Below are 26667 nucleotides of genomic sequence, written 5' to 3' on the forward strand. Positions count from 1 at the left end.
ATCACCCCCACTTTGCCACTCATTTCAGTCCCGAAATTTTAAATCTCGTCCCAGCCACCGACACCGGAGGACATCACATAACTGGTGACGCTGGCTTCAAAAAAGTTCGCCTTGGTGTGGGCTTCTTTTTTGGTGTCAGAAAACCGCTCCAAATGAGTGTAAGGACTCTTGTTGTATTTCTCATCGGAATAGAGGGGATCTAACCCGATCGCCCGCAGACGGATGTTGGCGAGATATTTGGTGTACTGTTCGGTACTGTGTTCGGTGATTCCCAAAATGTTGTTCCCGACGATATGGTTCGTCCACCGACATTCGTGCTGGACCGCCGCATCGAACATTTCGTAAACGTAATCCTTGGAATGGGGAAAAATTGCCATCGCTTCGGGAATGATTTTTTGGAAGAGCCGGACATGAGATAGTTCGTCCTTTGCGTTCGGTGGGTTTCGTTAATCCCCACCCGTCTTTTTAGACTGCTACCCGTCACCGGGCAGAACAGACCATATCATAATCCTCAATTGAGGATTCCCCCCGCTTCGAGCCACTTGGCCCTACTCCGTTTCCGGATGGTCGTTGCACGTTCCCTTTCAGGCTTCGCTCAGGATTATCTATTTCTAGATTTCCCCTGAATTCAAGGGGTTTTCGATTGCCATTGCTGACAAAAGCCGCTACTTGTTAACGGTTAATCATCTTGAAAATGTCGGCACTTCCCGGCATCAACATTCGGGATGCGAGGTTGTAAAAGAAGATGACGCTATTACCCATCCTTTCGGTAGGGGCTAGAACATACCATTGTCCCGGTCGGGACACTCACCCTCTGTTCGTTGAACGTTCCACCGAGTCGGCGGCTTCGCTGCTGATTGCCCATTGTTCTGGCCGGATGCCTTACGGCTTACGACCAATCCCCCAACTTTTTTCTGCTCTCGCACCTTCGCGTTTATCCTTTCGGATTCCGATTTGGTATGGAGGCTTTAGGGCTTCCCAGCAATTTGGCGAGTTTTCATCAACACCTTGCGATGCTGCGGGGCTACTCAACTAACCCGTTGTAAAAATACATCCCCTCCAACAAGTAATCTGCCACCAGGGAAACAAAGTAATTTTCCGGGGTGGGATCGTCCACATATTGCTGATACAATCCAGCGATAAACTCGCAGCGATCGCGCAATACTTTGTCCGTCCGCCAGAAGTCGTAGACGTAGTTTCTCCGATCCGAAGGAATGATGGTTTCAATCATGTATTGATACCCGAGTTCAGAAAGGTTCGCAAAGCCTTTCCCGTGGACTAACCACAGCTACCTATCACTAGGTAGAGCAGACCATATCTTCATCCCTTTGGGATGCTCCCCATTTCCACTACCATTAGCTTGTAGTGTACGAGCGTCGCGCTCTGGTCGTTGAACCAGAATCAGCTATCTAGTCCATTGACTTATGTGCTGATTATATTGGCTGCTGATTGTCTCTATTATATTCTAATTAACAGAGAGTTCCCAGCAATTAGAGGAGTTTTCGACAGCCGTTACCGACTGAAGGAGCTATCGATTAACTCTGATTGTGCATTCCTTCTTGGGAGATTTGTTCCGCCATGCACAGGCTAACTTCGGGGGCGGTGACGCTGTTTTTAATGTACGGAATGTTGCAGGTTTGAATGGAATCCAAGAACGTCAAATAAGACAGAATTCCGTCAAATGCAACCCGTTCATCCGGGGTTAAATTCGTGTAATCCACCACATCCTGGGTGATGTCCAATTTTTCGGGTCATCGTGTTCGGTAAAGTTCGCTAGGCTTTACCCGCTTTATTCAAGCTGCTGTATGTCGCCACACAGATCGGACTATATCATCATCTAAAGGTTTAGATGTCCCCCGCTTCGACTGTCGATCGCTTACAGCCTACACCCTTTCGGGTTAGTCTCTACACCTTCTCATTTTTAGTGAGCTTGGCACGGTATTGTCTGCTCAGAGTTCCACCGTTTTCAGGGGATTTAGTCTGGGCTACCCTTGATTTAGTTAACCCAGAAATTCTCGCGCATTTGTTTGTACAAGCCAACCGCCCAAGAATAGCGGACATCGTTGAGTTGCATCAGGTTGGTAGTTTCTCCAAACCACATCGAACGGTGTTCGACGTCATCATTCCCATCGGGGTTGAAGATGGGATTGAGTGGCATTTGGGTAACTTCTTTGTTGTTGTGACCGTTAAAATTGAGGATGAGCGACATTTTTCCATCTAGAGAATAGATTATTTGCTGCGATTAAAAAAAGCTGAAAAATCGGCTTTTAATCGGCGGCAAAAACACCAAACAAAGACTGGAAAATCAGGGATTCTCCCGACCGAGGATTTGGTGACAATGAGTATTATAACGAATTCTTTTTAAATTGACCATGAAAGACCCCCGGCTTTCGCCCGGAGGCCCTTCATTGAGTCCCGCGTTATCACAAAATGAGACGATCGCTAATTCGCACAAGCCACGCAGGCATCGTCCGCTTCTTTAAAGCTGTCCCGCTGCACCGTCCTCACATAATAGACGGCTTTGCAGCCCTGTTCCCAGGCGCCCATGAGGGTTTCAAAGATGTCTTTAGCTTTGATACAGCGATCGGGTTCTTCGGGGAAGTAAATGCCCTGATTTAAGTTGAACATTAGTTCCATGGAAATCCCCGTATCGATCCACTGCTGCATGGTGGCGACAGCCTCGACGACCACTTGCTGGTTAAGGGTTTTATTTTCCGGGTAAAACCAGAAGTAATCTTTGATAAAGGGAGGAGCGATGGGGACGGTTCCTTTCGCCCATTTGTCGTAGAAAAAGCGACTGTAGCAGGGCAGGACGCTGGCGGTGCAGCCCTGAACCAAGGAAGAGGAAGTATTGGGCGCGATCGCAGTTATATGGGAATTTCTAATCCCATATTTTTTGATATCTTCGCTCAACTGCTGCCACCGTTCGGGATAGTAGGCGCGATCCAAAAACCACTCCACCGGCTTGGCGCCGATCAACTTTCCTTCACTCCAGGAACTGCCCGCAAATGCCGGATAAGCGCCCCGTTCCTTCGCCAATTCCATCGAGGTTTGGGTACAATAAAATCCGATATCCTCAAACAGGTGGCTAATTTCCCGCAAGTCGCGGTAGGAGAGGCGACGTTTCGCCAGCCAGTCCGCCAACCCCATCGCGCCGACGCCGATGGTGCGATATTTGTCGTTATGGACGCGGCTACCTTCAAAAGGAGGGTGGCTCAACTCAATGGTATTGTCCAAAATCCGCACGGCGATCGCGCAAACTTGGGGGAGATCTTCTAAGTCCAAATTCGCCAAGTTTAAACTGTTGAGGTTGCAGGTGTGGCTCTCTTCCCCCGGCTTGACATTAGACCAGCTCTCTTGACATTGCCCTGTTAGAATCCCATTAAACATTCCCAGGTGACGCTTGGGTTCAGTGAAGCAGTAGGTGTCATCCCGACGACAGGTTAGCTCGACTCGTTCGACCTTGATGAAGTGGCTGGCATTCCGCTGAGGTTTGCGCGGATTCCAACTCAGTCGATGTGTTTGAAGTCCCAACTCGGACAGCCGGTTCAACCCGTTAGACGAGATAGTAAGACGGTAAGCACTTTGACATCGGTAGTCTTTGTACCCCCCTTTACCGTCAGGCATGGGCTGCCATCCTTCTTCAACGTGTTGACCAACTTTCGAGTCAACACCGAGAGTTTGCAACATGAAACGAACGTCGAGCAGGAATCTTTTTTGGGTTGACACGATCGCCAGACTTTCGTTTACACCGTTGCGGTAAACACAGCCATCAGAATCGAGCAACCCAGCCAGCCAATCCAACCGAGAGCGCAAGGTATAGCCGTTCAACGGAACCGTGTATTTTTTAGGAATGTCTGGGGGTAGCTTGCAAACGAGACGGTCTTGCTTGATATCATCGCAGACGGCGATCGCCCCAGTCTCCCGAGAATACCAACGGCTCCCCTGACGTTTGTTCCGGACATCGAGTTGGCTCAACAACTCTTTTTTGACCCCGTACAAATCTAACTCGGGCAACCCCTCACCCGAGTAGCTTCCGTCGCCGGTAAAGAAACCGGAGGTGTAAGCATAGGGAAAGTCGATGTCATCTTCAGACTCAACCAAAGGTAGCTGATATTTAATCAGCTTGTCACCGGGCTTCAACTCGCTCGCTTCAACACGCCGGGGCTGGGATTTGTAGGAGTCCTGAATCCAGAAATGGTGGTAATAGGTACATTCGAGACTCACCCCGTTGCTAAAGTGGACTTTGAGCAGGGGTTGATTTTCCCCGGTCTTCCGCACCAAGACGTTAGACCACTCAGACCCATTCCAGACGTTAACGTATCGATCTTTGAGGTCAACGATGGGAATTTGTCCCCGGTCAGTCAAGACTCGGGTTTCGGGGGCGACACACAAATTGCCCCCCGGAATATAACCTTCGTGTTGGTTGGGGTTGGCGCGGTTGGAGGTATCTTTAAACCACAGATAAGGCATCCCCGTTTCCACCTGCGATCGCATGATCGTTTTGAACAGTTCCCGGGCGTTGATCCGCTTGTAGAGCACCAATTCCGACTCGACGGCGGCTTCGATTTTTTGATAGGCCCTCTCAAATTCTTCGCCCCACAATTGGGCCAATTCGATCCCCAATTTGGTGCGGACTTCGTAGGGGTCAACCAGGGTCCAATCCCCGCGATCGCGCACCCGTCGCATGAACTCGTCAGTAATCACCAATTGCGGGAAAATATCGTAGGCTTTGCGACGCTGGTCGCCGTTTTCCGTCTGCATTTCCAGGAATTCCGGGACGTCCAAATGCCACACGTCCAGACTGACGGTAATCGCCCCGGCCCTGCGGCCCCCCTGGTTGACGGCGATCGCGGTATCGTTGAGCAATTTAATCCAGGGAATTACCCCCCCAGAAGTGTTGGCTTTGCCCATCACCCAGCTACCCGTCGCCCTAACCGGGCTGACATTAACCCCCACACCACCGCCATTTTTGGAGATGCGGGCGGCATCTTTGATGGTGTCGAAAATGTTCTCCAGATTGTCGTCCATGCCCATGATAAAGCAGGAACTCAGGGACCCGTGGGGAATTCTCAGGTTGCCCAAAATCGGTGTCGCCAGGGAAATTTGACGGCGGGCGATCACTTCGTAGAATTTCTTGGCCCAAAACAGGCGATTTTCCGGGGCCTCCACCGCCGCCAGCAACAGGGCGCAGGTCAGCAGGGCCTCCTGGGGCAGTTCTTCCGGCAACAGATACCGCTTGGTGAGTAACACCGCCCCGGCATAATCATAATCCTTGTCCCACTCCGGTTTAATCCAGGTTCCGGCCTCCTGCAATTCCTCGTGAGTGTAGGTTAGAATGCGATCGTCGTACTGACCCGCCTCAACTTTGGTGCGGACGGTTTGCGCGTAATCCCCATACTCGTATCCGCGGCTGACGAGGGTATCTTTCCACAGACTCCAGATGTGCAGGCGCCCGGCCACATAGCGCCAGTCCGGGTCCGAAGGGCTGCACAACTCCAGGGCACAGCCGATCAGGTTATCTTGAATTTCGCGGGTGGTGACTCCGTTTCTGAGGCGGGTGGTGAGTCCGGCTTCCAAGGTGATGGGGTTGGCGTCCAAATCCGCGCAGGCCCAATTCACGACAGCACGAATTTTGGAGACGTCTAGGGGAGTGGGCGATCCATCGCGCCGGATCACCTCAATTTTGCCGTTGAAGGGGCTATCGGCTGTGGGCGAAAGGGTCTGTTGCATGATCTGCATGATCGGTTCGAGAAGTGTTAAGTAACGCTTTCCCAATGTACTGCAAATCTATATCTGGTGACAGGTATTGACAAAATTTTTTTTTTCCGCTATATCTGGTGTATCTCAACGTGTGTAAGGCGATCGGGCGATCTCAAAGTTCAAATCGAAAATCTGTATAAAGTCATACCAACCGCCCCGAATCCGGGGGATCGGGTGGGGCTAAAAATTTAAAATTATCAATTGTCAACTATCAATTATCAATTAATCCAGTGTTATGATGGATATCTTTGACGATCGCAGAATTTGACTATTGTGGCTACCCAATCAACGACGCCAAACCTGACCCCCGAAGACCGAGCCGCCCTGGACGACAAGCTCTCGCAGCGTTTTATCGAGCTGGACCCGGCGGGCTACTTTATCATTTACATCGATCGCGATGCCGGGTTGATTTGCGCGGAACACTACAGCAACGACATCAACGAAAAGGGCCTCGCCGTCGATCCCGACACCGGGGAACCCTTCCCCTGCAAGGGGCCCCTCAAACGTACCCCCATCGGCATCTACCGGGGCAGAACCGCCAAGGAACTGGGGATCAAAATCACCGAAGAAGCCGACCCCTGTCCCCTGACTTGTTACGATCACGCCCTGTACCTAGGACGGGAATTCGTGCGGGCGGAAATGGCGTTGAACGGCGGACAGGAATACATCCAAGATTGACCCAAAAATGAGGAGGCTCGGGTCGAGTCAACCCGGCCTCCCGGCGACCGACGCCAGGGGTGGAAACGAATTAGAGATCGCCACCCCGAAACGCCAGCAGAACAATCACCACCGGACCGGCAATCACGATCAGCGACAGCATGAGTAACTGGGCAATCAGTTCAAAATTGATGCTGCTGAACAAGTTTGTAATAAAGTCCATTGTGCCTCCCAACAAAACCGGATTCAGTCAAAAAAAGCTGATGATACAAACCAAGGGTTTATCATATCAGGCGATCGCGCCGTTATTTTAAGGAACGTTACAAAACTCAATACTGCGATCGCCTTTTGCGATCGCGGCCCCGTGCTAACGCGACCCCAACGGGGTTAAAATGTCTCACAACGCCCACCTTAGAGAATCATTCAGTACCTACCGTGACCGAACAAAAATCCTACAAAGACACGGTCAACCTACCCAAGACCAAGTTTGACATGAGGGCCAACGCCGTCAAACGGGAACCCCAACTGCAACAATTCTGGGCCGAAAACCGAATTTACGAACGCCTGTCCGAAAGCAATCCCGGCGATCGCTTCATCCTGCACGACGGCCCCCCCTACGCCAACGGCGCCCTGCACATCGGCCACGCCCTGAACAAGATTCTCAAGGACATTATCAACCGCTACCAAATGCTTCGGGGGCGGAAAGTTCGCTACGTCCCCGGCTGGGACTGCCACGGACTCCCCATCGAACTGAAAGTCCTGCAAAACATGAAGCAGAAGGAGCGGGAACAACTCACCCCCCTCACCCTGCGCCAGAAGGCGCGGGACTTCGCCCTGAAAACCGTCGAAGAGCAAAAGGCCGGATTCCGGCGATATGGCGTTTGGGGGGACTGGGACGACCCCTATCTGACCCTGAAGCCCGAATACGAAGCGGCCCAGATCGGCGTCTTCGGCCAGATGGTCCTCAAAGGTTACATCTACCGGGGCATGAAACCCGTCCACTGGAGCCCGAGTTCCCAAACTGCCCTCGCCGAGGCTGAATTGGAATATCCCGAGGGCCACACCTCCCGCAGCCTCTACGCCGCCTTCCAGGTGACGGGTGCGGCGGAACCGGTGAAGGAAATATTGACCCCCTATCTGCCGGAATTGGGGGTGGCAATCTGGACGACGACACCCTGGACGATTCCCGGAAATTTGGCCGTCGCCCTCAACCCGGAATTGACTTACGCCGTGGTGGAAACCGGCGAGGGCGAAACTCCCGTCCACTTCAAATATTTGATCGTGGCGGCGGAATTGGTGGAACGCCTCTCAGCCACCTTCGGGCGCGATTTGACCGTGAAAACCACGGTGAAAGGGGAACACCTGGAAAATTGCACCTACAAGCATCCGCTGTTCGATCGCGAAAGTCCGGTTGTCATCGGCGGGGATTACGTCACCACCGAATCCGGGACGGGTTTGGTGCACACCGCACCGGGACACGGCCAGGAAGACTACATCGTGGGGCGGCGCTACGGTTTGCCGATTTTGTCCCCCGTGGACGGCAACGGCAACTTCACCGAGGAGGCGGGACAGTTCGCCGGGTTGAACGTGCTCAAAGAGGGCAACGGGGCGGTGATCGAGGCGTTGCAGGCGATCGGTTCTTTAATTAAAGAGGAGCCCTACCAGCACAAATATCCCTACGATTGGCGGACGAAAAAGCCGACGATTTTCCGGGCGACGGAACAATGGTTCGCCTCGGTGGAAGGGTTCCGGGAGGAGGCTTTAAAAGCGATTAAAGATGTGCGTTGGATTCCCGCCCAGGGGGAAAACCGGATCACGCCGATGGTGGGCGATCGCTCCGATTGGTGCATCTCCCGACAGCGCAGTTGGGGGGTTCCCATCCCAGTTTTTTATGATGAAGAAACTGGGGAAGCTTTGCTCACGGAAGAAACCATCGCCCACGTTCAAAACATTATCGGCGATCGCGGATCGGATGCCTGGTGGGAACTGTCCGTCGAGGAATTACTGCCCGAATCCTACCGCAATAATGGCAAAACCTACCGCAAGGGCACGGACACGATGGATGTCTGGTTTGACTCCGGTTCTTCCTGGGCGGCGGTGGCCCAACGGCGGGAAGAATTGGGCTATCCGGTGGAGATGTATTTGGAGGGGTCGGACCAACACCGGGGCTGGTTCCAATCCAGCTTATTAACGAGTGTCGCCAATAACGGATTTGCCCCCTACAAAACCGTTTTGACCCACGGATTTGTCTTGGATGAAAAGGGACAAAAAATGAGCAAATCTTTGGGCAATGTGGTCGATCCGGCGATCGTGATTGAGGGGGGTAAAAATCAGCAGCAGGAACCGCCCTACGGCGCGGATATTTTGCGGCTGTGGGTGTCTTCCGTGGACTATTCCGCCGACGTTCCGCTGGGTAAAAATATCCTCAAACAGATGTCGGATGTGTACCGGAAGATCCGGAATACGGCGCGATTTTTATTAGGAAATCTGCACGATTTTGACCCCAAAAAAGATGCGATCGAGTATGACAAACTGCCGGATTTAGACAAATATATGTTGCACCGGATTACCGAAGTGTTTGCCGAGGTGACGGACGCTTTCGAGAAGTTTCAATTTTTCCGGTTTTTCCAAATGGTGCAGAATTTCTGTGTCGTGGATTTGTCTAACTTTTATCTGGATATCGCCAAGGATCGCCTCTATATCAGTGCGGCGGATTCATTCCGGCGGCGCAGTTGTCAGACGGTGTTGGCGATCGCGCTGGAGAATTTGGCGAAGGCGATCGCGCCGGTTTTGTGCCACATGGCCGAGGATATCTGGCAAAATCTGCCCTATTCCACGTCTTATTTATCCGTGTTCGAGTCCGGCTGGGTGACGCTGGACGACACCTGGAAACAGCCCGATTTGGCGACAGTTTGGGTAAAGCTGCGGGAGATCCGCGGCGAGGTTAACCAGGTGATGGAACAGGCGCGGAAGGATAAGGCGATTGGGTCTTCTTTGGATGCGAAGGTGTTGCTTTATGTGGAAGATGAGGGACTGCGGCAACAGTTGGAAGGGATGAATCCGGCATTCGGAGAAAATAACGGCGTTGACGAATTACGCTATCTGTTCATTTCCTCCCAGGTGGAATTGTTGGAGAGTACCGAACCCCTGAAAGGTTTGGAGTACAAAATGGAGTCCGAACCCCTCGGGGTGGGGGTGGTGAAAGCGGACGGGGAAAAGTGCGATCGCTGTTGGAATTACTCCGTCCATGTGGGCGAGTCCTCCGAAGATCCGACCATTTGCGAACGCTGTGTTTCGGCTTTGGGCGGTGAATTTTAAACTCATTTTTGACCGACTTTTCGTTCCCGCACCCACGTCAAACTCAGCCATTCCCCCGTCTCACTGTAACGCCGGATCAGGCGATCGCGCCGATTGTCTTCCACCAGCCAACCCGCCTCCAAAAAGAACGGGTTTCCCCTCGGTGCCCGTTCCGGAAATGTCGCCGACGCCCCGTCCGGCAACATCGACACCCGCACGGGTGGGGAACCGTCATCAAAATAGAGGTTGGAGTCCTCAATTCGCGCCGTCGAGCACACCCGAACCGTGCCAAATTCCAACGTTTGTACCAGCCGTCCCCCCCCGTCCAACCGCAACTCCAACCGGGTGGGGACGATATCCGGAGACAGCCAACTCGGAGAAATCGTCACCGCCTCCCCTTCCCAAGTCCCCAGCAACGCCTCCAGCGTCAGGGGGGGACGTTCCGGGGCATCCGTGCCCGCCCTTTTTTCCCGGATTAGGGTGAAGCGATCGGGATCTCCTTCCGGGGTGAAGATCTCCACCAGACGCAGGCGACGATTGTCCGCCACAAACCCGAACTCCGCACCGAACGCGGACAGGGGACTGCGTTGAATCGTGCCCTGGGAAAACGCGCCGCCATCAAAAAATAAAATATCCTTTCCCAGCGATCGATACTCCCGCACCACCTCATCGGCGGGGGAGTCGGGGGGAAACCGCCGCAGGGTGAGGCGGACGGCTTTGTCATCCTCCAACCCTTCCAACAACAGCCGACTGGGGGTATCCTTCAAAATCTCCCCCGCCGGAGAAACTTGAGTAAACGAACCCTCCCAGTCTCCCAAATTCGTCAGAAAATTTTCCCACTGCGATCGCATCTCAAATCTCCCGCCCTTCTAAAATTCTGCATTCGGAATTTCGTCAGGTTCCCTCAGTCAATTCGCAAATTGAACGGCAACCGAGTATAAACCCCCCGGGGATCGTTGAGATTTCGGAGAACCGCCAGTTCTTGGTAAAGTTGCATCAGTTCGGCGGTGAGGGGATCGGTTTGTCCGACTTCTCCGATGACGAGACTTTCCAAAAGCCGTTCCTCGAAACTGCGGGTTTTCGGATATTCTTCGATTTTCCAATCGTCTCCGAGTTCCGCTTTTTCGGCGACGGCGACGATCGCATCTTCCAAACCGCCGATCTCGTCCACCAACCCCAACTCCTGAGCCTGCATCCCCGACCAGATGCGGCCCTGGGCAATTTCCTCGACCTGGGTTTCCGGCAATTTTCGGAACTCCGCCACCCCGGCGATAAAGCGATCGTAAATCAGATCCACGATCGCCTGAATCCGTTCGAGTTCTTCGGGGGTTTTCGGGCGGCTGGAGGAATCGAGATCGGCGAAAGGTCCCGTTTTTACCCCGTCCCAGGTAATGCCATTTTCGTTGGCAATTTCTTGGAGATTAAATAAGAGTCCGAACACCCCGATCGAGCCGGTGATCGTGTTGGGTTCGGCAAAAATGCGATCGCCGGCCATCGAAATCCAATAGCCCCCCGATGCGGCGTAATTGCCCATCGAAACCATGATCGGTTTTTCCTCCCGCATCAACTCCACCTCCCGCCCGATCACCTCGGAGGCCGTGGCGCTGCCCCCCGGACTGTTCACCCGCAGGACGACACCTTTCACGTCTTCATCTCGGCGCAATTTCTGCAACTCCGACGCCAGACGATCGCCCCCAATTTGACTGCTCAAACCCCGGCCGTCAACGATTTCCCCGTCGGCGTAAACCACCGCAATGGTGTTGCGGCTGGTGACATCCCCCGCCGCCATTTTCACCACCTCCGGCGTTTTGGCGTAGGCCGCGACTCCGATTTGCTCGAAGGGTTGTTTTTCTTTCTCCTTTTCTCCCGTCAGTTCGCGGAAGTCGGCCGCGACTTCATCCGTGTAGGCGATGCGATCGACGAGTTGGCGATCGACGGCATCTTCGGCTACCAAAATCCCGTTCTGCTCGACAATTTCCCGAACCTGCGGGGCGCTCAAACTGCGACTTTCCTGGATGGGGAGCACGAATTCCCCCCACAGGTCGGCCAGCAATTGCCGGGTTTGTTCGCGATTTTCCGGACTCATTTCTTGCCGTAAAAACGGCTCGACGGCGGATTTATATTCGCCGACCCGCGTCACCTGCACCCCGACGCCAAATTTTTCCATCGCCCCGGCCAAAAACATCGTTTCCGAACTGAGTCCGTTCATTTCCACCGTTCCCATCGGGTGGATGACGACGGTATCGGCGACCGAAGCGAGATAATATTCCCGTTCCGTCCAGTCGGTATCGTAGGCGATGATGGTTTTGCCCGCTTCCCGGAACCGTTCCAAAGCTTGGCGGACTTCTTTCAAGTTGGCAAATCCCGTGGGGGTGGTGCCACTGGCCCCCCGCAGGTACAGGGCGACAATTTGATCGTCCTGGCTGGCGCGCGCGAGGGTTTCCAACAACAACCGCAACTGCATCGAACCCGTCGGGTCTTCGGCCAGAGTCTTTTGCAACACTTCCGGCGCCGTGGATTCGGGAGAGGTGTCGCTGATGCCGAGGGAGAGGTCGAAAACCAGCACGGATTTGTCCGTCAGACCGGTTTCCGCCTTCTTGGAGGTGCTCGCCACGATCAAAAAAGCCAGTCCCCCGATGCCGAATATCGTCAGGAGAATCAGTCCCAGGAGATTTCCGACCAGACTGGCTAGGGTGTATTTCAGAAAGTCTTTCATGGGGAGAGGTGCGGTGTAGGAGTGGGAGCGAATCTGAGAACCGTGAGCGTCAACTGATTCTTTAGATCTATTTTATCTATTTTAATTCTTCCAAGGCCCGCGATCGCTTCAGGGCTTCCGGAGTCGCATTCCCCGTACAAAATAGCGCGGTGGAGAGTTCCGCCACCAACATTTCCAACAGGCTATCGACGGCGGCCTCCGATTCGGCCGCGGCCTGCAAAAACGGCCAGGCCAACCCCGCCAAGTCCGCCCCCAGGGCGATCGCTTTGGCGACGTCCAACCCGTTGCGGAGTCCCCCGGAGGCGATCAGGGGGATCTCGGGTGCGATCGCCCGCACTTGTTTCAGACAGGTCGCCGTCGGCAAACCCCAGTCGGCGAAGGTGGTCCCCAATCGCCGCCCTCGGGGATCTTTCGCCCGTTCCCCCTCGATCCGCGCCCAGGACGTGCCGCCCGCCCCCGCCACGTCGATCGCCGACACCCCCGCCGCGATCAGTTTTTCCGCCATCTGCCCGGAAATGCCGTTGCCCACTTCCTTGGCGATCACCGGGACAGGGAGTTCATAGCACAAGTCGTTGATTTTGTCAAGCAATCCGCGAAAATTCGTGTCGCCCTCGGTCTGGATGCACTCCTGCAGCGAGTTCAAGTGCAAAATCAGGGCGTCGGCCTCCAGGAGATCCACCACCCGCCGACACTGTTCCAAACCGTAGCTGTAGTTGAGTTGCACCGCCCCCAAATTGGCGAACAACAGGATATCCGGGGCCAGCGATCGCACCGCGAAGGTGGGGGCGACCTCCGGCCTTTCCACCGCCACCCGCTGGGAACCGACTCCCATCGCGATTTTGTGTCGCTCGGCGACTTTGGCGAGGCGGGTGTTGATCAGCTTCGCCTGTTCGGTGCCCCCGGTCATCGAGGAAATCAGCAGCGGCGCCCCGAGGGATTTTCCCAGAAATTCCGTCGAGATGTCCACATCACTGAGATTGATTTCCGGGAGACAGGAGTGGATGAACCGGTAGCGATCGAATCCCGCCGTCTGCCGGCGAAACTGCACGTCCTCCTCCAAACAAATTCGCAGGTGGTCTGCCTTGCGGCTTTGGGTCTGGCCGGAGGAGTCAACGGAATCAGACGGCCGGTTGGTCGGTGTGGGTGGTCGAGACATTGCTGGCAAAACGCAAACTGCACGTTATTCAGTATCCCTCAATCTGGATGTCCGTTCCTGAAATCGAAATATTTCTTACCTCGCCGAGAAACCGGCGATAACTAGAAACCGGGTTTCTACTCAGATCTCGGTGGGAAACCCAAACGCCTTCTAGAAACCCGGTTTCTTTCTCCGAATTTACAACGGCGCGATCAACTCCACGCGATCGCACCCGTCCTCCTCTTCCAGATACACCCGCACCTGTTCCTCCCGGGAGGTGGGGAGCTCCTTGCCGATAAAATCCGCCTGGATGGGGAGTTGGCGGTGGCCGCGATCGACCAAAACCGCCAGTTGGATGGCTTCCGGGCGCCCGTACTCGATCACCGCATTCAGCGCCGCCCGGATGGTGCGTCCGCTGTAAATGACATCATCGACCAAAACCACGGTTTTGCCCGTCAGGTCGAAGGGAATCCGGGTCTGGGCCGGCGTCCGCATCCCCACCTTATCCAAATCGTCCCGGTAGAAGGTGATGTCGAGGGCGCCGATGGGGACTTCCAACTGTTCCAGGAGGGCGATCTGGTTGGCCAGCCGTTGCGAGAGGGGGACGCCGCGGGTGTAGATTCCCAATAAAACCAGATCGGACAAATCTCCGGCCCGTTCCACAATTTGGGAGGCCAGACGGTTCACCGTCCGACGCAGTTCTTCGGGGGAGAGGATTTCGACAAGTTTCGTCATGGTTCAAAACGGGCAGATTCCGACGGGGGGTCAAATGGAAGGCGAATTCAATTGCATTTTAGAATCAAAACGGATATCAATCGCTCCGATGCGGTAGAATTTTACCCCCGCAGCATCCAACCGATACCGATCGCCAATCCCAACCATAAGAAAATGCAAAAACGGGTCATCTGCAAGGCCGCGTCGATGGTATCCGATGTAATCGGATGAATCGGATCTCCCAATTTGGGTTTTTCTTTGATTTGTCCCCGATATCGATTGATTCCCCCCAACTGCACGCCGAGGGCGGCGGCGTAGGCACATTCGCTCCAACCGGCGTTGGGACTCGGGTCGTGAATGGCATCCCGCCGACAAATTTTTAAAACCCGTTTGGGTTGTTTGGATAACAGAGCGATGGTGAGGACGGTCAGACGGCAGGGAAGCCAAGTTAGAAAATCTTCAAATTTCGCACTAAACCACCCGATATCGGTGTAAGGAGCCTCTCGATAACCGATGGTTGAATCGAGGGTACTCGCCGCTTTGTAGGCGATCGCCAGGGGGACACTTCCGATTCCCGGTATCGCCAAGCCGAGGATGGCATAAAACAGCGGGGCCGTCACCCCATCCGTGGCATTTTCTGTTATCGTTTCTAAGATAGCCCGCCAAATTTCCGACTCGGATAACTGTTCGGTATCTCGACCCACATACTGACTCAATCGCCCTCGGGCCGTCGGCAAATCGCCGCCTTCGAGGGGGTCGAGTACGTCCTTTGCAGCCCGTCTCAAACTCCGGGCGGCAAAACAACTGGCTAGGAGAATACTTTGTACTGCAATGTCCAAAATTGGATGGAGGGGAAATGATCCGGGAAGAACCGCGATCGCCCGGACGATCGACCAACTGGTAAATCCGCTACCAATCACGACCCCGAAACCGAGTAAAATACCGGCCAGCTTCTGAGAGAAAGGGGCTCTCAAGTATCGGAAGACCGGCCGGGTCAATTGGGCGATCGCCCACCCCATCACCTGCACCGGATGTATCCAATTCCACGGGTCGCCGATCAGGTAATCTAAAAAAGCCGCGATCGCCAAAACGGCCATTGAATTGATGTCGCTCATCTGTGCGGGTCAACTGTGGAATGAATGTTCAAATTTACCGCCCCGGTCAACCGCCGGCGGTCGGCGAAGTGGAGTTCGGAAAAGGGCAGGTCAGACGACAAAACCGGTTTCCTCTCCTCGGGTTGCCTGCCAGCTTCGGGCATCATAATATAGATCCTCGAGGGAAATACTGTAGAGGGCCTCTTTGAGTTTCTGGTGCAGGCGATTCCAGATCGTAAATGTCACCCAGTCTTCCGCTTGTTCTGCATCCGGGATATGATTGGATAGCGGTTCGATCGTTTCTCCGACCGCTTCGAGAATTTGTCCGAGGGAAATTTGGGCGGGCGGACGCGCCAATTGATACCCCCCCCGGGCGCCCCGCACGGAACGAACCAAGCCGGCCCGCCGCATTTCAATTAACAGCTTTTCCAGATAGGGCGCCGGCAGGTTTTGTCGGCGGGAAATTTCCCGGACGGAAACCGGCCCGATTTCCCGATCGAGGGCGAGATCCAGGAGCGCCTTGACGCTGTAGTGTCCGCGAGTCGTTAATTTCATCCAGGTGTTTAGATCCGATCGCGATCGCAATTCGACGGTGGGTTGTGGCAACCTCCACTCCCGCACCTCCCCGCAGGTTGTCCGGTCTAAAGTGATGGATACTCTACCTTTAGATACTTGCCATGACGCCCCGGGCGATCGCACAACTGACGCACCTACCAGTTTAGGACATTTCGGGATAACTCTCATCCTCTCGTCCCGAACCGGGGGGGGAATCCATCTCCCAACAGACAGATGGAGAATCTTTAGAAGACTTGCTATCAAATGATTACTCCCCCCAAAAATGTCCCCCATCGGATGAACAAATTGACCGATTCGTGTAATATAGTTAATAGGTACCAATTCCGACAAAGTATCCCGGCAGCCACCGGCATGACCGGGACAAACCGATGACATTACCATGTCGAATTTTGAAGGGAAACAGTTAATGGCTAAGAAGAAAAATTCCGACGCTCAACCTCAACCGCTCACGGGTCAAGCGCTGCTTGAGAAAGTTCGGGATCTCGAACACATGAGCAAGGAAGAGAAAGCGAGAGAATGTGGCTACTACACCCTGACACGGGGTGGAGTCGAGCGCGTCAACATGATGAAATTCCTCAACGCACTGATCGATGCGGAGGGCATTGAACTCGACGGCAAGCAGCAAGGAAACGGCCGTGGCGGACGCTCCGCGAGCTACCGAATTAGCGTCCAATCGAACGGCAACTTGCTGATCGGTTCGGCCTATACCAAGCAAATGGATCTCGAACCGGGCGACGAGTTCGAGATTTCCTTGGGACGCAAACACATTCACCTGAAACAGGTGGGTTCTGACGCATAATTGCCGATCGCAGCGATCACACACCTATCGTGAGCATCTTCAACCTCAAAATTACCCCTCAATCTCCTTTCCGGTTGAGGGGTTAAAACCCGTGCGATCGCGACGCTTTTTTCGGCGTTATCGGGCTAAAATTGCCCGGATCAAGACGGGATAGGCACCGATCGCAGCAACTGTTCCATGATCGTCTTCGACCGCCGTCCTCCGGCGGGAATCAGGCGATGGGAGAGGACGTGGGGCGCCAAAAACTTGATGTCGTCCGGGACCCCATAATCCCGCCCCGACAGGAATGCCAGGGCTTGGGTCGCCCGGTGGAGCGCGATCGCCCCCCGGGGGCTGACGCCGAGCATGATCTCCTCGTGTTCGCGGGTCGTCCGCACCAGGTTGAGGATGTACTGCTGCAGGGACGGCTCCAACTTCACCCGGGAACATTCGAGTTGCAGCTCCAAAACCTCCGCCAAACTCAAACAGGGCTGGAGTTCTTCCACCGTCACCCCCGTCGTCACCTGCTGCAACATCTGCAACTCTTCCGCTTCGCTGGGATATCCCAGCGTCAGGGACAGCATGAACCGGTCCATCTGGGCTTCCGGGAGGGGGAACGTCCCCTGATACTCGATGGGGTTTTGGGTGGCGATCGCGAAAAATGGCCGGGGAACCGGACGGGAGACGCGATCGACCGTCACCTGTCGCTCCTCCATCACCTCCAACAAAGCCGACTGGGTGCGGGGCGTAGCCCGGTTGATCTCGTCGGTCAACAGGATATTCGCGAACACCGGACCGGGCAGAAATTCAAACTCCCCCGTGCTGGGATTCCAGATATTGGTTCCGGTGATATCCGTCGGCAACAAATCCGGCGTACACTGAATCCGCTGAAACGAACCGTCGATCGACCGCGCCAGGGATTTCGCCAGCAGCGTTTTGCCCACCCCCGGCACGTCTTCCAGGAGGGCGTGACCCCCCGCCAGCAGCGCCACCAAGGTCAGGCGGATGGACTCTTGCTTGCCGACAATCGTCCGACTCAAATTTTGCTTCAAGCGCTCGATGCGTTCTCTCATGTCACAAGGGTGTGGGAAGAATTGATAATTGATAATTGATAATTGATAATTGATAATTGATAATTGTCAATTCATTTCTCTTCCGGGACTTTCGCCTCCCCCAACACCGATCGCGCCTCGATACAATCCGCTTCAATTTGCGCTTTCAGGGCATCGAGGGATGCAAATTTCCGTTCGGGCCGCAAAAATGCTTCCAAACTCACCGTCAGGGTGCGGCCGTACAAATCCCCGCCCCAGTCCAACAGGTGAACCTCGACGGTGGGATGCGGTGCCCCGGCGACGGTGGGGCGAGAGCCGACGTTCATCACCCCAATTTTGGGGGACGGCGCGTCCCCCACCGATCCGCTGACTCCGGCGACACGCACCGCATAAACCCCGTACCGGGGCAAAAACTTGTCGGCCGGAAGTTGTAGGTTCGCCGTCGGGAAGCCCAGGGTCCGTCCCAACTGTTGGCCCCGCATCACCTGGCCGGCGAGGAGGTAGGGACGCCCCAGCAAATGGGCGGCCCGCTGCGGATCGCCCCGTTCCAGGGCTGTTCGGATCATGGAACTGCTGATCCGCTCCCCATTTTCGCAGGGATGTCGGGAGACGATATGGACTTCTAAACCATATCGGGGCGCGATCGCTTTCAAATCCTCCGTGCTGCCGGTCCGGCCGCGGCCGAAGCGAAAGTCGAAACCGACGCTGACCCGGCCGGCCCGCAGCCGGCGCACCAAAATTTCTTCCACGAACTCGGTCGGGGTCAGACTCGCCAACTGTCGGTCGAAGGGCAACAGCACCAACTGATCGACCCCGAAAGCCCGGAGTACCTCGACCTTCTCATCCAGCGGCGTCAGCAGTTTTTTGGGTTGGCCGGTAAAAAATTCTTGCGGATGGGGGTTGAAGGTGACGACGGTCGAATAGATGTGTTGGGCGATCGGAAGCAGTCCGGGCGGCACCTCGGCGGTCGGGCCGGGGGGTCCCGACGCTTGTCGGGCAGCCCGGGGGGAATCCACCGCAACCCGACGGGGGTTGAGGATGGGTTGGACGACCTGTTGATGTCCCCGATGAAATCCATCGAAGTTCCCCAAGGCAACAGTCGTCGGGGTTAGAACGGTATCTGTCGATGAAGTTATCCACACGCTTTACATTTTGACACAATCTGGGGAAGGAATTTTAGATTTCAGATTTTAGATTTTAGATTCTCCCCGAATCCGGTGTGACCTGGCGTGTGGGAGCGAAGGGAGCGGAGGGAGTCTCTGTCTTCCTATTCCCTATTCCCTATTCCCTATTGCTAGCTTGCCTATTCCCTATTCCCTATTCCCTACACCCTACACCCTACCCCCTACACCCTTCTTCCTAAGCCGAAACCCGCGCATCTTTCGCCGCTCCGTCCGTGGGGGTGAAGCCCGATGGGGGAATCAACTGCAGGGACAACCCCTCCCGGGCGATCAAACTGTTGGGGAAGGCATCGGCGACTTCCTCCCCCATCTCGTCCATAAATTCGTCGTCGTGGAGGGGATCGTGATGGAAAATTACCAATTTTTCGACGTTCGCCGCCCGGGCCACTTTGACGGCCTCCTGCCAGGTGGAATGTCCCCAACCCACTTTGCTGGAGTTGGGGGAGTGGTATTCTTCGTCGGTGTAGGTGGCGTCGTAAATTAACACGTTCGCGTTGCGGGCCAACTTGAGTACGTTCTCGTCGAGGCGATCGGGGAAATGTTCGGTATCCGTGACGTAGGCGGCGGCATATCCTTTCCAATTGACGCGATATCCGACCGCTTCTCCCGGGTGGTTGAGCAGGGCCGTTTCGACCACGATCTCCTCTTCGAGGTGGATGGACTCGCCGATGGTGATGTCGATGAAGTTGAGATTCGCCCCCATCACTTGCAGGGGGACGGGGAAGTTGGGGTGGAGCATCTGATCGTTGAGGCGCTGCTCGATGGTGGAGCCGTTGGGGGCGATCGCACCGTAGATGTCGAAGGCATTCACCGGAACGAAGGCTGGGGTGAAGAAGGGAAACCCCTGGATGTGGTCCCAGTGGGAGTGGGTGAAAAACAGGTGGGCTTTGAGGGGCATTTCCGCCAGCAGCGCCTGTCCGAGAACCCGCAAGCCCGTCCCGCCGTCGAAAATTAACCGCTGCGAGCCGACCCGCATTTCGACGCAGGGCGTGTTCCCGCCATATCGAACCGTTGCCGTTCCCGGACAGGAAATGCTCCCTCGGACGCCCCAGAAGTGAACCGTGAATTGGTGTTTCATGCTCGACATGGTTGGGTTTGCAAGATCAGCTAGGCGGTTTACCAGTTGTACGTTCGTTGAGTCCCCATCAATTCGAGTCGGGGGATTAGATTATCAAACAAAGCTGAGTTCGGCGGGTCAGGAATTTTCATCGATTCCTTGGTCTGCAAGTGACTCATGTCCTGTAGGGTCCGGAGGGTTTCCGTGGCATAGCCGAACGGATGAACGGATGCGTGAATCGTGGCAAAAGGTCGGATCGTCTTTACCATTGCCCATCAAATTTGATGGGGTCTTCCCGACGGAACTTGATAAACTATCGATAATGCTGATTTTACCATTACCGTTCGTCTAACCCCACAGGATTTCAACTCGACGCTCTCCTGAAAATGTAGCATTTTCCAGCTGGTGTCACGGGGGGCGATTCCACAAATTGCAGCCAACTCGAACCATGTACAGCCTCAATTCACCCGCCGATCGCCCGATGCCCTCGTCCCGGGAAGCGATCGCGGAACCCCGCAAAACCCTCGATATCCGACCCGCCGATCACATTCCGGCGCCGATGACCCGACCCCACGTCCTCCGCCTCAAATCCCCCGCCCCGACGGTGAAAAAGCGATCGCTCCGCTACCGCCGCACCCGCACCGGACTGTTGCTCCTGGGGGCTCTCGCCCTGGCGGCTTGGTACGGCTGGAATTCTCGCCTCTTATTTTCCACCTGCGGCGGTGTCGGGGCGGTGGCGCTCATCTACCGACTGCCGCAACTGAATTGGCAATTGTACGGATTGACAATTCGGCAACGATTGGCGCGGGCGAACCCCCGATGGTCGAAAGCGATCGCGGGCGGAGTCGCCACCACCTTATTGTTATACGGGATGGCGTCCGTGTGGGCGACGACGGAAACCCCCTGGATGGGTATCAGTACCATGGTTCAGGATTTCGGCGCGATCGCGATCGTGGGACTTTTGATCGGGCATTTTCTCGAACGTCGCCGGCAACAGTTGGAAACCTCGCGACAGGTTTGGCTGCGGGAGTTGACCGCCGAAGATCCCCTGAAGCGGTTGATTGCCGTGCGGGAACTGACGGCGGACGCCGATCGCAATGCGAGTAGATTTCGGCAACGGTCGCGATCGCATTTGAAGGACTATTTGCGTCTCATGCTCGACCGGGAGTCCGACTCCTGCGTTCGGGCCGCGATCGTCGAAGGTTTGCAACAGTTGGAACCCGAGGCAGCGTCACCAGTTAAAAGTCAACAGTCAAAAGTCAAAAGTATGACCTCTTGATAAGAGAGAAACTTTTTCCTCACTCCCCGTTGCTCACTCCTAAAAAGGGGAGGCTTTTGACGCAATTGGTTTGACGGCAGAGGCGATCGCACGGCGCGATTGATGTCTCAAATCCATTCAATTATGAATAATCGATTATCCCGGCAGCTATCTAAGCGACTGTGGCCGATTTTTCCCGGCTTGGCGATCGCCTTGATATCCAACCCGTTTGATTCCGAGCATTCAACCGGATTGGATTTGAGCTGGTAGGGGCGCCTGGCTTGCGCCCTGGGGGCGGATCGATTCCCAAGCGGTTCGGATATTAAACCCGTTTTGATTCGAGGATTTAACCGGATTTGATCGGACTTGGGATCGTCAGAAATCGAGATGATATGGCGCTGCGATCGGCGTGTCTTTGCACGCCCGACTCCCTTTTTTCTGTTTTCTGACGCCCGTCAAAACTCGACTTGGAAGCGCTCGACGATCAACTGGGCGTCAAAGGTGTAGAACGTGACTTTATATATATTCTCCGATCTGACCCGAAGTTCTCGACTCGGCAACAGGGAAGTCATCGAGTCGCCGGACTTGGAAACCGTCATCTCATCCTGGGCGATGAGAGTCCCATCGCGATCGCAGGCCGATAACATCGTGGTGTGGGGACTCGTCACCCGGGCGACAACCTGGCGGACGGGGTGGCTGAAGGTCACTTCCACGGTCCCGCCTTTGGGGGCCCCCATGAGGACGGTGACGCCGGGTTTGATGCCGAAGCGGGGATTAGACGGTTGCAGTGCGATGGCGTTGACAAATTTGATCCCCCAGTGTCGAAATTGATCCTCGACGGGCTCGAACCCTTCCAACTGTTCCAAAGCCAAGCGAATTCGGGTGGCGGGGGGCGGCGGGAGTAATGTCACGTTGCTGGCATTGGCCTCGGGGTGGGCCAGCAGTTCCGATGTCGCGTCCCGATCTGTCTTTCGGTTCGGGTTATCTGTGTCTCCGAGGCGATCCATCTGAAAGCTACAATCCTCTAGCATAGAAACGTTCATCACCTGAGTTCCTCAATAGGGTTTGGGCGGCGGATTCTGGATGTCCGGTGTCTCCCGGCCGGATGTCGAATGAATGTCCCCAAATATCAGGCTTCAGCCCGTGGGGTCCCGAATCCGGATCGTTTCAGAGAAAAAGGATTTCACCTCGAACTCGGACAACTCCGGAAATTTACGGTTTGACGGTCGGGATGGAAGGGCCCCGTCACTGGGGGGTTTCACCCCTCATCCATTATAGGGGCAACGGAGTCCAATTTCATGGGGGCGGGCGATCGCGACCCGACACGGCGGAATATTTCCGGAGAGATACCCGGTCGGACGACCGAAAGGCATACAATTGGAAGGGTCGCTCTCGCCCGTTCGAGCCGAGTTCAAACCCGACCACCAAAAAATCGTTTCATAACGCCGTCATTGCCAGAGGAATTTTCATGTTTTATCCCCTCGGATTTACTCAACAATCCACCGTCACATCTCTGGGGCGAATGGTGTACTACACCGCCACAGAAATGCCCTGGAAAACGCCCGAAACTTTGACCGGAAAAACATTACCGACCCTATTGTTCCTGCACGGTTTCGGCGGTGGATCGTCCGCCTACGAGTGGTCGAAGGTGTACCCAGCCTTCGCGTCGGAGTACAAAATCCTCGCCCCCGACCTGATCGGCTGGGGCCGTTCCGAACATCCGGCGCGGGACTACACCCCCGAAGATTACGTCACCACGATCGCGGAATTTATCGAGTCAACCTGCGAAGAACCGATCGTCGCGATCGCCTCCTCTTTGACCGCCGCCTTCACCATCCGCGTCGCCGTCAAAAAACCCGAATTATTCAAAGGTTTGATCCTCACCACCCCCTCCGGTTTGTCCGACTTCGGGGGAGACTACATCAACAGCTTATTCGCCCAAATCGTCAAAACCCCCGTCTTAGATCGGGTCCTCTACGCCACCGCCGTCGCCAACCCCGTCGGAATCCGCAGCTTCCTCGAACAGCGCCAGTTTGCCCGTCCCAACCGTATTTTTGACGAGATCGTGGAAGCCTACCTCGAATCCGCCCAGCAGCCCAACGCCGAATATGCCGCCCTGTCCTTCGTGCGGGGGGATCTCTGCTTCGATCTGTCCCTGTACATCCCCCAACTGAGAGTCCCCACCGGGATGATTTGGGGCAAAAAAACCCAATTCACCAGCCCGGAGCTCGGAAAGCGCCTCGCCGCCCTCAATTCCGAAGCCGTCCGCAAGTTTGAACAACTCGAGGATGTGGGACTGACGCCCCAGTTGGAACTTCCCGGCGTCACTGTCGGGGTGATCCGCAGTTTGCTCCGGACCCTCGCGATCGCGTAAGCTAGGAAAAACAAAAAAATTGCAGCGGAGCGAGTCCCGACTCCGACGAGACTTGTCAATCCCCCCGAATCGGACATAAATCTCTCAAACGGCTCCCCCCGCGGCTTTTTGCCTTTTGCCTGTTGACTTTTGCCTTTTGCCTGCAGTGCCATGTCAGACTCCGACTATCTCGACGAACTCAAGTGGCAGCCCGAAGCCACGGCCAAACTCAAAAATATCCCCTTCTTCGTGCGGGGGAAAGCCCGACAGCGCATCGAACAACTGGCCCGGGAAGCCGATCGCGATGTCGTCACCGTGGACCTGGTGGAACAGGCGCGGGTGGAATTCGGCCAGTAGCGGATTTCCGCAAATGCCCCCGACGTTTTAAACTAAAGTTTGGCATTCGGTTGTATTTTGAGGTTTATTGGTTCGACTGTGAGAAAAGTCATTATTGCCGGGAACTGGAAAATGTTCAAAACCCAAGCGGAAGCCCAGGAGTTTCTGAAAGGGTTTGTCACGCAATTGGAAGAGACCCCCGAAGATCGGGAGATCGTGCTGTGCGTCCCCTTCACGGATCTGGATATCATGTCCAAGAGCCTGCACGGGTCGCGGGTGCGGCTCGGGGCTCAAAATGTCCACTGGGAAGAGTCCGGGGCCTACACCGGGGAAATTTCCGCCCCGATGCTCACGGAGATCGGCGTCCGGTTCGTGGTGGTGGGCCACAGCGAACGGCGACAGTATTTCGGAGAGACGGATGAAACCGTCAACCTGCGGTTGAAAGCGGCCCAGAGCCACGGTTTGACCCCGATTTTGTGCGTGGGGGAAACCAAAGAGCAGCGGGATGCGGGACAGACGGAATCTCACATTTTCTCCCAACTCGAAAAGGATCTCGTCGGCGTGGATCAAGATAATTTGGTGATCGCCTACGAACCGATCTGGGCGATCGGCACCGGGGACACCTGCGAATCCAAGGAAGCCAACCGGGTGATCCGTTTGATCCGAAGCCAATTGACGAATCCCGATGTCACCATTCAATACGGTGGTTCGGTGAAGCCGGAAAACATCGACGAGATCATGGCCCAGACGGAAATTGACGGCGCTTTGGTGGGCGGGGCGAGCCTGCAGCCGGACAGTTTCGCCAAGATTGTCAACTACAAATAATCGCGCCGATGGTCGAACCCACAGTCATTCGAGGTCGCCCGTTCGAGTGGGGAACGCGAACCTATCTGATGGGCATTTTGAATGTCACCCCCGACAGCTTTAGCGACGGTGGGTCCTTCGATACCCCGGATGCCGCCCTCCTCCGAGCCGGGGACATGGTTGGGGCGGGGGCGGATCTGATTGACGTGGGCGGACAGTCCACCCGCCCGGGGGCGGCGGTCGTGTCCCTGGAAACGGAACTGGATCGGGTGATCCCGGTGGTGGAACGGTTGCGAAAACAGGCTGGTCCGGTGGGGGATGCGGTGATTTCCGTGGACACGACCCGGGCGGCGGTGGCTAAGGCGGCGGTGGAAGCCGGGGCGGATTTGATCAACGATATTTCCGGGGGGACTTATGATCCGGAAATGCTGCCGACGGCGGTGGCTCTGGGGGTGCCGATCGCCCTGATGCACATCCGGGGGACGCCGCAGACCATGCAAACCCTGACGGACTACCGGGATTTGATGGGGGAGATCCGGGAGTTTCTGGCCGATCGCACCCAGGCAGCGATCGCGGCGGGAATCGATCGCGCCCACATTATCCTCGACCCGGGGATCGGATTCGCGAAAAACTCAGACCAGAATTTGGAGATTTTGCGGGAACTGCCCCGAGTGCGATCGCTCGGTTTCCCCCTGTTGGTGGGGCCGTCCCGGAAAAGTTTCATCGGCAACATCCTCGATCGCCCCGACCCGAAACGACGGGTTTGGGGGACGGCGGCGGCCTGCGTGGCGGCGATCGTCGGCGGGGCGGACATTTTGCGGATCCACGATGTCGCCGAACTCTGCGATGTGGCGCGGGTGGCGGACGCGATTTACAGAAAATAATTAACAATTAATAATTAACAATTAATAATTGATGATTGAAGCGACTTCAAACTTTTGCTGATTGCCTCTTGCCTATGGATTTTTCTCGACGTTAAGTGTCAGTATTTAAACGGAGTTGATATTAAACAATCCACAGATTTCGCAGATTTTCGCAGATGGGGAATTGGGGGGGATAACGATTGTGTCAGTATTTAAACGGAGTTGATATGACTGAATATCTGGAAATTTTGGAACGGGCCGCGCGATCGCTCCACTCGAATGATCGCGATCGCCCCGCCGCCGAGGAGGTGGTCGCCGCCCTGTTGGAGGCGGAAAAGGTCGCCCGCAAACGCCGGGAATCACACCCCTTCGAGGGGCTGTGCGGCACCTGGCGGTTGTATTTGATCACCGGAACTAAAAAGACCCGCGATCGCCCTGGAGTCTTGATGGGGGCGGGTCGTTACATTCCCGCCCTCGTCGAGATCGGCTTGACTTATTCCCCCGTTGCGGATATCAAATCGGGCGATCGCGAACCCTTTGAAGCGGGCCGGATCGAAAATCGGGTCGGCGTCGGGTTGATGACGTTGACCGTCGGCGGGCCGGCGAAGTTTTTGCTCAAAAATGATATCCTCGCCTTTGATTTCACCCGCATGGGGGTCCGGGGGTTGGGACTCAAACTCTACGACGGCTACATCCGCAACGGAAAAAGCAGTGAAGAAACTTTCTATCAAAAGCGGGTCGCGGAACTGCCTTTTTTCGCCTATTTTTTGATTCGAGACCAATTCATTGCGGCCCGAGGGCGGGGCGGCGGACTGGCGTTGTGGGTGAAGGCCTGATTGATGTCTCCAAAAAAGACAGCTGGGTTGAAAAGTTAAAAAATGTAAAAATTTTTGCCGTTTTTGGGGGTTTGGGTTGCTTTTGCGCTTGACTTCTGGTATTATTTTAGATAATGGGAATATGTGTAAAAATATTTTTTTGGCAACCACTCCCATTATGGGGGTTTATGTCAATATCTTACCCCGAATGGTCGCCC

25 protein-coding genes and 1 pseudogene are annotated in these 26667 nt (G+C 55.2%); 9 read left to right on the plus strand and 17 right to left on the minus strand.

From position 1 onward, the window contains the following. Positions 1-38: 38 nt before the first annotated feature. From LKE08_RS10825 to LKE08_RS10845, 5 genes and pseudogenes are all read right to left on the minus strand, one after another. Positions 39-416 (minus strand): annotated as a pseudogene (locus LKE08_RS10825) (ribonucleotide-diphosphate reductase subunit beta); the annotation flags it as partial. Between the two features lie 608 nt (positions 417-1024). Next, positions 1025-1231 (minus strand): hypothetical protein, encoded by a 207-nt coding sequence (locus LKE08_RS10830; RefSeq protein ID WP_324704234.1) that lies wholly within the window; start codon positions 1229-1231, stop codon positions 1025-1027. A 304-nt stretch (positions 1232-1535) separates the two neighbouring features. After that, positions 1536-1742, minus strand: coding sequence for a ribonucleotide-diphosphate reductase subunit beta (locus tag LKE08_RS10835; RefSeq protein ID WP_324704235.1), 207 nt, complete (start codon positions 1740-1742; stop codon positions 1536-1538). Positions 1743-1996: 254 nt separating this feature from the next. Beyond that, complete coding sequence (locus tag LKE08_RS10840; protein WP_324704236.1) at positions 1997-2158, minus strand: ribonucleoside-diphosphate reductase; 162 nt, start codon at positions 2156-2158, stop codon at positions 1997-1999. Positions 2159-2442: 284 nt separating this feature from the next. Next, on the minus strand, positions 2443-5733 hold the full coding sequence (locus LKE08_RS10845) for a ribonucleotide reductase N-terminal alpha domain-containing protein (protein WP_324704264.1): 3291 nt from the start codon (positions 5731-5733) through the stop codon (positions 2443-2445). Between the two features lie 303 nt (positions 5734-6036). Between LKE08_RS10845 and LKE08_RS10850 the strand changes: the two genes are divergently transcribed. Beyond that, positions 6037-6441, plus strand: coding sequence for a DUF4346 domain-containing protein (locus LKE08_RS10850; RefSeq protein ID WP_324704237.1), 405 nt, complete (start codon positions 6037-6039; stop codon positions 6439-6441). A 70-nt stretch (positions 6442-6511) separates the two neighbouring features. Here the strand turns inward: LKE08_RS10850 and psb30 are convergent, their stop codons facing one another. Then, positions 6512-6643 carry a photosystem II reaction center protein Ycf12/Psb30 gene (psb30, locus tag LKE08_RS10855; RefSeq protein ID WP_324704238.1) on the minus strand — a complete coding sequence of 44 codons (132 nt, stop codon included), beginning with the start codon at positions 6641-6643 and terminating at the stop codon, positions 6512-6514. 212 nt (positions 6644-6855) lie between these two features. Here psb30 and ileS point away from each other — a divergent pair, with 212 nt between their 5' ends. After that, complete coding sequence (ileS, locus tag LKE08_RS10860) at positions 6856-9738, plus strand: isoleucine--tRNA ligase (protein WP_324704239.1); 2883 nt, start codon at positions 6856-6858, stop codon at positions 9736-9738. Between the two features lie 2 nt (positions 9739-9740). Here ileS and LKE08_RS10865 read toward each other — a convergent pair whose 3' ends face one another. The 6 genes from LKE08_RS10865 to LKE08_RS10890 form a co-directional block, all read right to left on the minus strand. Next, positions 9741-10568, minus strand: a complete 828-nt coding sequence (locus LKE08_RS10865) for a DUF3598 family protein (RefSeq protein ID WP_324704240.1) — start codon at positions 10566-10568, stop codon at positions 9741-9743. Between the two features lie 53 nt (positions 10569-10621). Further along, positions 10622-12433 carry a signal peptide peptidase SppA gene (sppA, locus tag LKE08_RS10870; protein WP_324704241.1) on the minus strand — a complete coding sequence of 604 codons (1812 nt, stop codon included), beginning with the start codon at positions 12431-12433 and terminating at the stop codon, positions 10622-10624. Positions 12434-12509: 76 nt separating this feature from the next. Continuing rightward, complete coding sequence (fni, locus tag LKE08_RS10875; protein ID WP_324704242.1) at positions 12510-13589, minus strand: type 2 isopentenyl-diphosphate Delta-isomerase; 1080 nt, start codon at positions 13587-13589, stop codon at positions 12510-12512. A 177-nt stretch (positions 13590-13766) separates the two neighbouring features. Further along, positions 13767-14303 (minus strand): bifunctional pyr operon transcriptional regulator/uracil phosphoribosyltransferase PyrR, encoded by a 537-nt coding sequence (pyrR, locus tag LKE08_RS10880; RefSeq protein ID WP_324704243.1) that lies wholly within the window; start codon positions 14301-14303, stop codon positions 13767-13769. 101 nt (positions 14304-14404) lie between these two features. Further along, the gene (gene cbiB, locus LKE08_RS10885) at positions 14405-15397 is read right to left on the minus strand and encodes an adenosylcobinamide-phosphate synthase CbiB (protein WP_324704244.1); all 993 of its coding nucleotides are present in this window, start codon (positions 15395-15397) and stop codon (positions 14405-14407) included. 90 nt (positions 15398-15487) lie between these two features. Then, a complete protein-coding gene (locus LKE08_RS10890) occupies positions 15488-15931 on the minus strand; it encodes an Rrf2 family transcriptional regulator (RefSeq protein ID WP_324704265.1) in 444 nt (147 codons plus the stop codon). A 427-nt stretch (positions 15932-16358) separates the two neighbouring features. On the opposite strand from LKE08_RS10890, the gene LKE08_RS10895 reads away from it, so the two are divergent. Continuing rightward, on the plus strand, positions 16359-16751 hold the full coding sequence (locus LKE08_RS10895; protein ID WP_324704266.1) for an AbrB family transcriptional regulator: 393 nt from the start codon (positions 16359-16361) through the stop codon (positions 16749-16751). 140 nt (positions 16752-16891) lie between these two features. Here LKE08_RS10895 and LKE08_RS10900 read toward each other — a convergent pair whose 3' ends face one another. The 4 genes from LKE08_RS10900 to LKE08_RS10915 all read right to left on the minus strand — a co-directional run bounded on the left by LKE08_RS10900 (position 16892) and on the right by LKE08_RS10915 (position 20289). Then, positions 16892-17803, minus strand: a complete 912-nt coding sequence (locus LKE08_RS10900) for a MoxR family ATPase (protein ID WP_324704245.1) — start codon at positions 17801-17803, stop codon at positions 16892-16894. A 71-nt stretch (positions 17804-17874) separates the two neighbouring features. Continuing rightward, complete coding sequence (locus LKE08_RS10905; protein WP_324704246.1) at positions 17875-18924, minus strand: bifunctional riboflavin kinase/FAD synthetase; 1050 nt, start codon at positions 18922-18924, stop codon at positions 17875-17877. Between the two features lie 217 nt (positions 18925-19141). Next, a complete protein-coding gene (locus tag LKE08_RS10910; RefSeq protein ID WP_324704247.1) occupies positions 19142-20050 on the minus strand; it encodes an MBL fold metallo-hydrolase in 909 nt (302 codons plus the stop codon). Between the two features lie 29 nt (positions 20051-20079). After that, positions 20080-20289, minus strand: coding sequence for a hypothetical protein (locus tag LKE08_RS10915; protein ID WP_324704248.1), 210 nt, complete (start codon positions 20287-20289; stop codon positions 20080-20082). Between the two features lie 161 nt (positions 20290-20450). Here LKE08_RS10915 and LKE08_RS10920 point away from each other — a divergent pair, with 161 nt between their 5' ends. Further along, a complete protein-coding gene (locus tag LKE08_RS10920; protein WP_324704249.1) occupies positions 20451-21299 on the plus strand; it encodes a hypothetical protein in 849 nt (282 codons plus the stop codon). A gap of 434 nt (positions 21300-21733) precedes the next feature. Here LKE08_RS10920 and LKE08_RS10925 read toward each other — a convergent pair whose 3' ends face one another. After that, on the minus strand, positions 21734-22321 hold the full coding sequence (locus LKE08_RS10925) for a hypothetical protein (protein WP_324704250.1): 588 nt from the start codon (positions 22319-22321) through the stop codon (positions 21734-21736). A 425-nt stretch (positions 22322-22746) separates the two neighbouring features. Here LKE08_RS10925 and LKE08_RS10930 point away from each other — a divergent pair, with 425 nt between their 5' ends. From LKE08_RS10930 to LKE08_RS10950, 5 genes are all read left to right on the plus strand, one after another. Beyond that, positions 22747-23652, plus strand: a complete 906-nt coding sequence (locus LKE08_RS10930) for an alpha/beta hydrolase (RefSeq protein ID WP_324704251.1) — start codon at positions 22747-22749, stop codon at positions 23650-23652. Positions 23653-23802: 150 nt separating this feature from the next. Continuing rightward, positions 23803-23988, plus strand: a complete 186-nt coding sequence (locus LKE08_RS10935) for a PCP reductase family protein (RefSeq protein ID WP_324704252.1) — start codon at positions 23803-23805, stop codon at positions 23986-23988. A gap of 78 nt (positions 23989-24066) precedes the next feature. Then, positions 24067-24792: a triose-phosphate isomerase gene (gene tpiA, locus LKE08_RS10940; protein WP_324704253.1), complete on the plus strand. Its 726-nt coding sequence runs from the start codon at positions 24067-24069 to the stop codon at positions 24790-24792. A gap of 8 nt (positions 24793-24800) precedes the next feature. Then, complete coding sequence (folP, locus tag LKE08_RS10945; RefSeq protein ID WP_324704254.1) at positions 24801-25655, plus strand: dihydropteroate synthase; 855 nt, start codon at positions 24801-24803, stop codon at positions 25653-25655. A gap of 206 nt (positions 25656-25861) precedes the next feature. Then, positions 25862-26470, plus strand: a complete 609-nt coding sequence (locus tag LKE08_RS10950; protein ID WP_324704255.1) for a hypothetical protein — start codon at positions 25862-25864, stop codon at positions 26468-26470. The last annotated feature ends 197 nt before the right edge of the window (positions 26471-26667 follow it).

Source organism: Lyngbya sp. CCY1209 (assembly GCF_035615495.1).
In the GTDB taxonomy this organism is placed as follows: Bacteria; Cyanobacteriota; Cyanobacteriia; order Cyanobacteriales; family Microcoleaceae; genus Limnospira.

Bases quoted from the DNA above. Each gene is read 5' to 3' on its own strand.
- LKE08_RS10830 (WP_324704234.1), bottom strand. From the start codon at position 1,231: ATGATTGAAACCATCATTCCTTCGGATCGGAGAAACTACGTCTACGAC.
- LKE08_RS10840 (WP_324704236.1), bottom strand. From the start codon at position 2,158: ATGCCACTCAATCCCATCTTCAACCCCGATGGGAATGATGACGTCGAA.
- LKE08_RS10845 (WP_324704264.1), bottom strand. From the start codon at position 5,733: ATGCAACAGACCCTTTCGCCCACAGCCGATAGCCCCTTCAACGGCAAA.
- psb30 (WP_324704238.1), bottom strand. From the start codon at position 6,643: ATGGACTTTATTACAAACTTGTTCAGCAGCATCAATTTTGAACTGATT.
- LKE08_RS10865 (WP_324704240.1), bottom strand. From the start codon at position 10,568: ATGCGATCGCAGTGGGAAAATTTTCTGACGAATTTGGGAGACTGGGAG.
- sppA (WP_324704241.1), bottom strand. From the start codon at position 12,433: ATGAAAGACTTTCTGAAATACACCCTAGCCAGTCTGGTCGGAAATCTC.
- fni (WP_324704242.1), bottom strand. From the start codon at position 13,589: ATGTCTCGACCACCCACACCGACCAACCGGCCGTCTGATTCCGTTGAC.
- pyrR (WP_324704243.1), bottom strand. From the start codon at position 14,303: ATGACGAAACTTGTCGAAATCCTCTCCCCCGAAGAACTGCGTCGGACG.
- cbiB (WP_324704244.1), bottom strand. From the start codon at position 15,397: ATGAGCGACATCAATTCAATGGCCGTTTTGGCGATCGCGGCTTTTTTA.
- LKE08_RS10890 (WP_324704265.1), bottom strand. From the start codon at position 15,931: ATGAAATTAACGACTCGCGGACACTACAGCGTCAAGGCGCTCCTGGAT.
- LKE08_RS10895 (WP_324704266.1), top strand. From the start codon at position 16,359: ATGGCTAAGAAGAAAAATTCCGACGCTCAACCTCAACCGCTCACGGGT.
- LKE08_RS10900 (WP_324704245.1), bottom strand. From the start codon at position 17,803: ATGAGAGAACGCATCGAGCGCTTGAAGCAAAATTTGAGTCGGACGATT.
- LKE08_RS10910 (WP_324704247.1), bottom strand. From the start codon at position 20,050: ATGTCGAGCATGAAACACCAATTCACGGTTCACTTCTGGGGCGTCCGA.
- LKE08_RS10915 (WP_324704248.1), bottom strand. From the start codon at position 20,289: ATGGTAAAGACGATCCGACCTTTTGCCACGATTCACGCATCCGTTCAT.
- LKE08_RS10925 (WP_324704250.1), bottom strand. From the start codon at position 22,321: ATGAACGTTTCTATGCTAGAGGATTGTAGCTTTCAGATGGATCGCCTC.
- LKE08_RS10930 (WP_324704251.1), top strand. From the start codon at position 22,747: ATGTTTTATCCCCTCGGATTTACTCAACAATCCACCGTCACATCTCTG.
- LKE08_RS10935 (WP_324704252.1), top strand. From the start codon at position 23,803: ATGTCAGACTCCGACTATCTCGACGAACTCAAGTGGCAGCCCGAAGCC.
- folP (WP_324704254.1), top strand. From the start codon at position 24,801: ATGGTCGAACCCACAGTCATTCGAGGTCGCCCGTTCGAGTGGGGAACG.
- LKE08_RS10950 (WP_324704255.1), top strand. From the start codon at position 25,862: ATGACTGAATATCTGGAAATTTTGGAACGGGCCGCGCGATCGCTCCAC.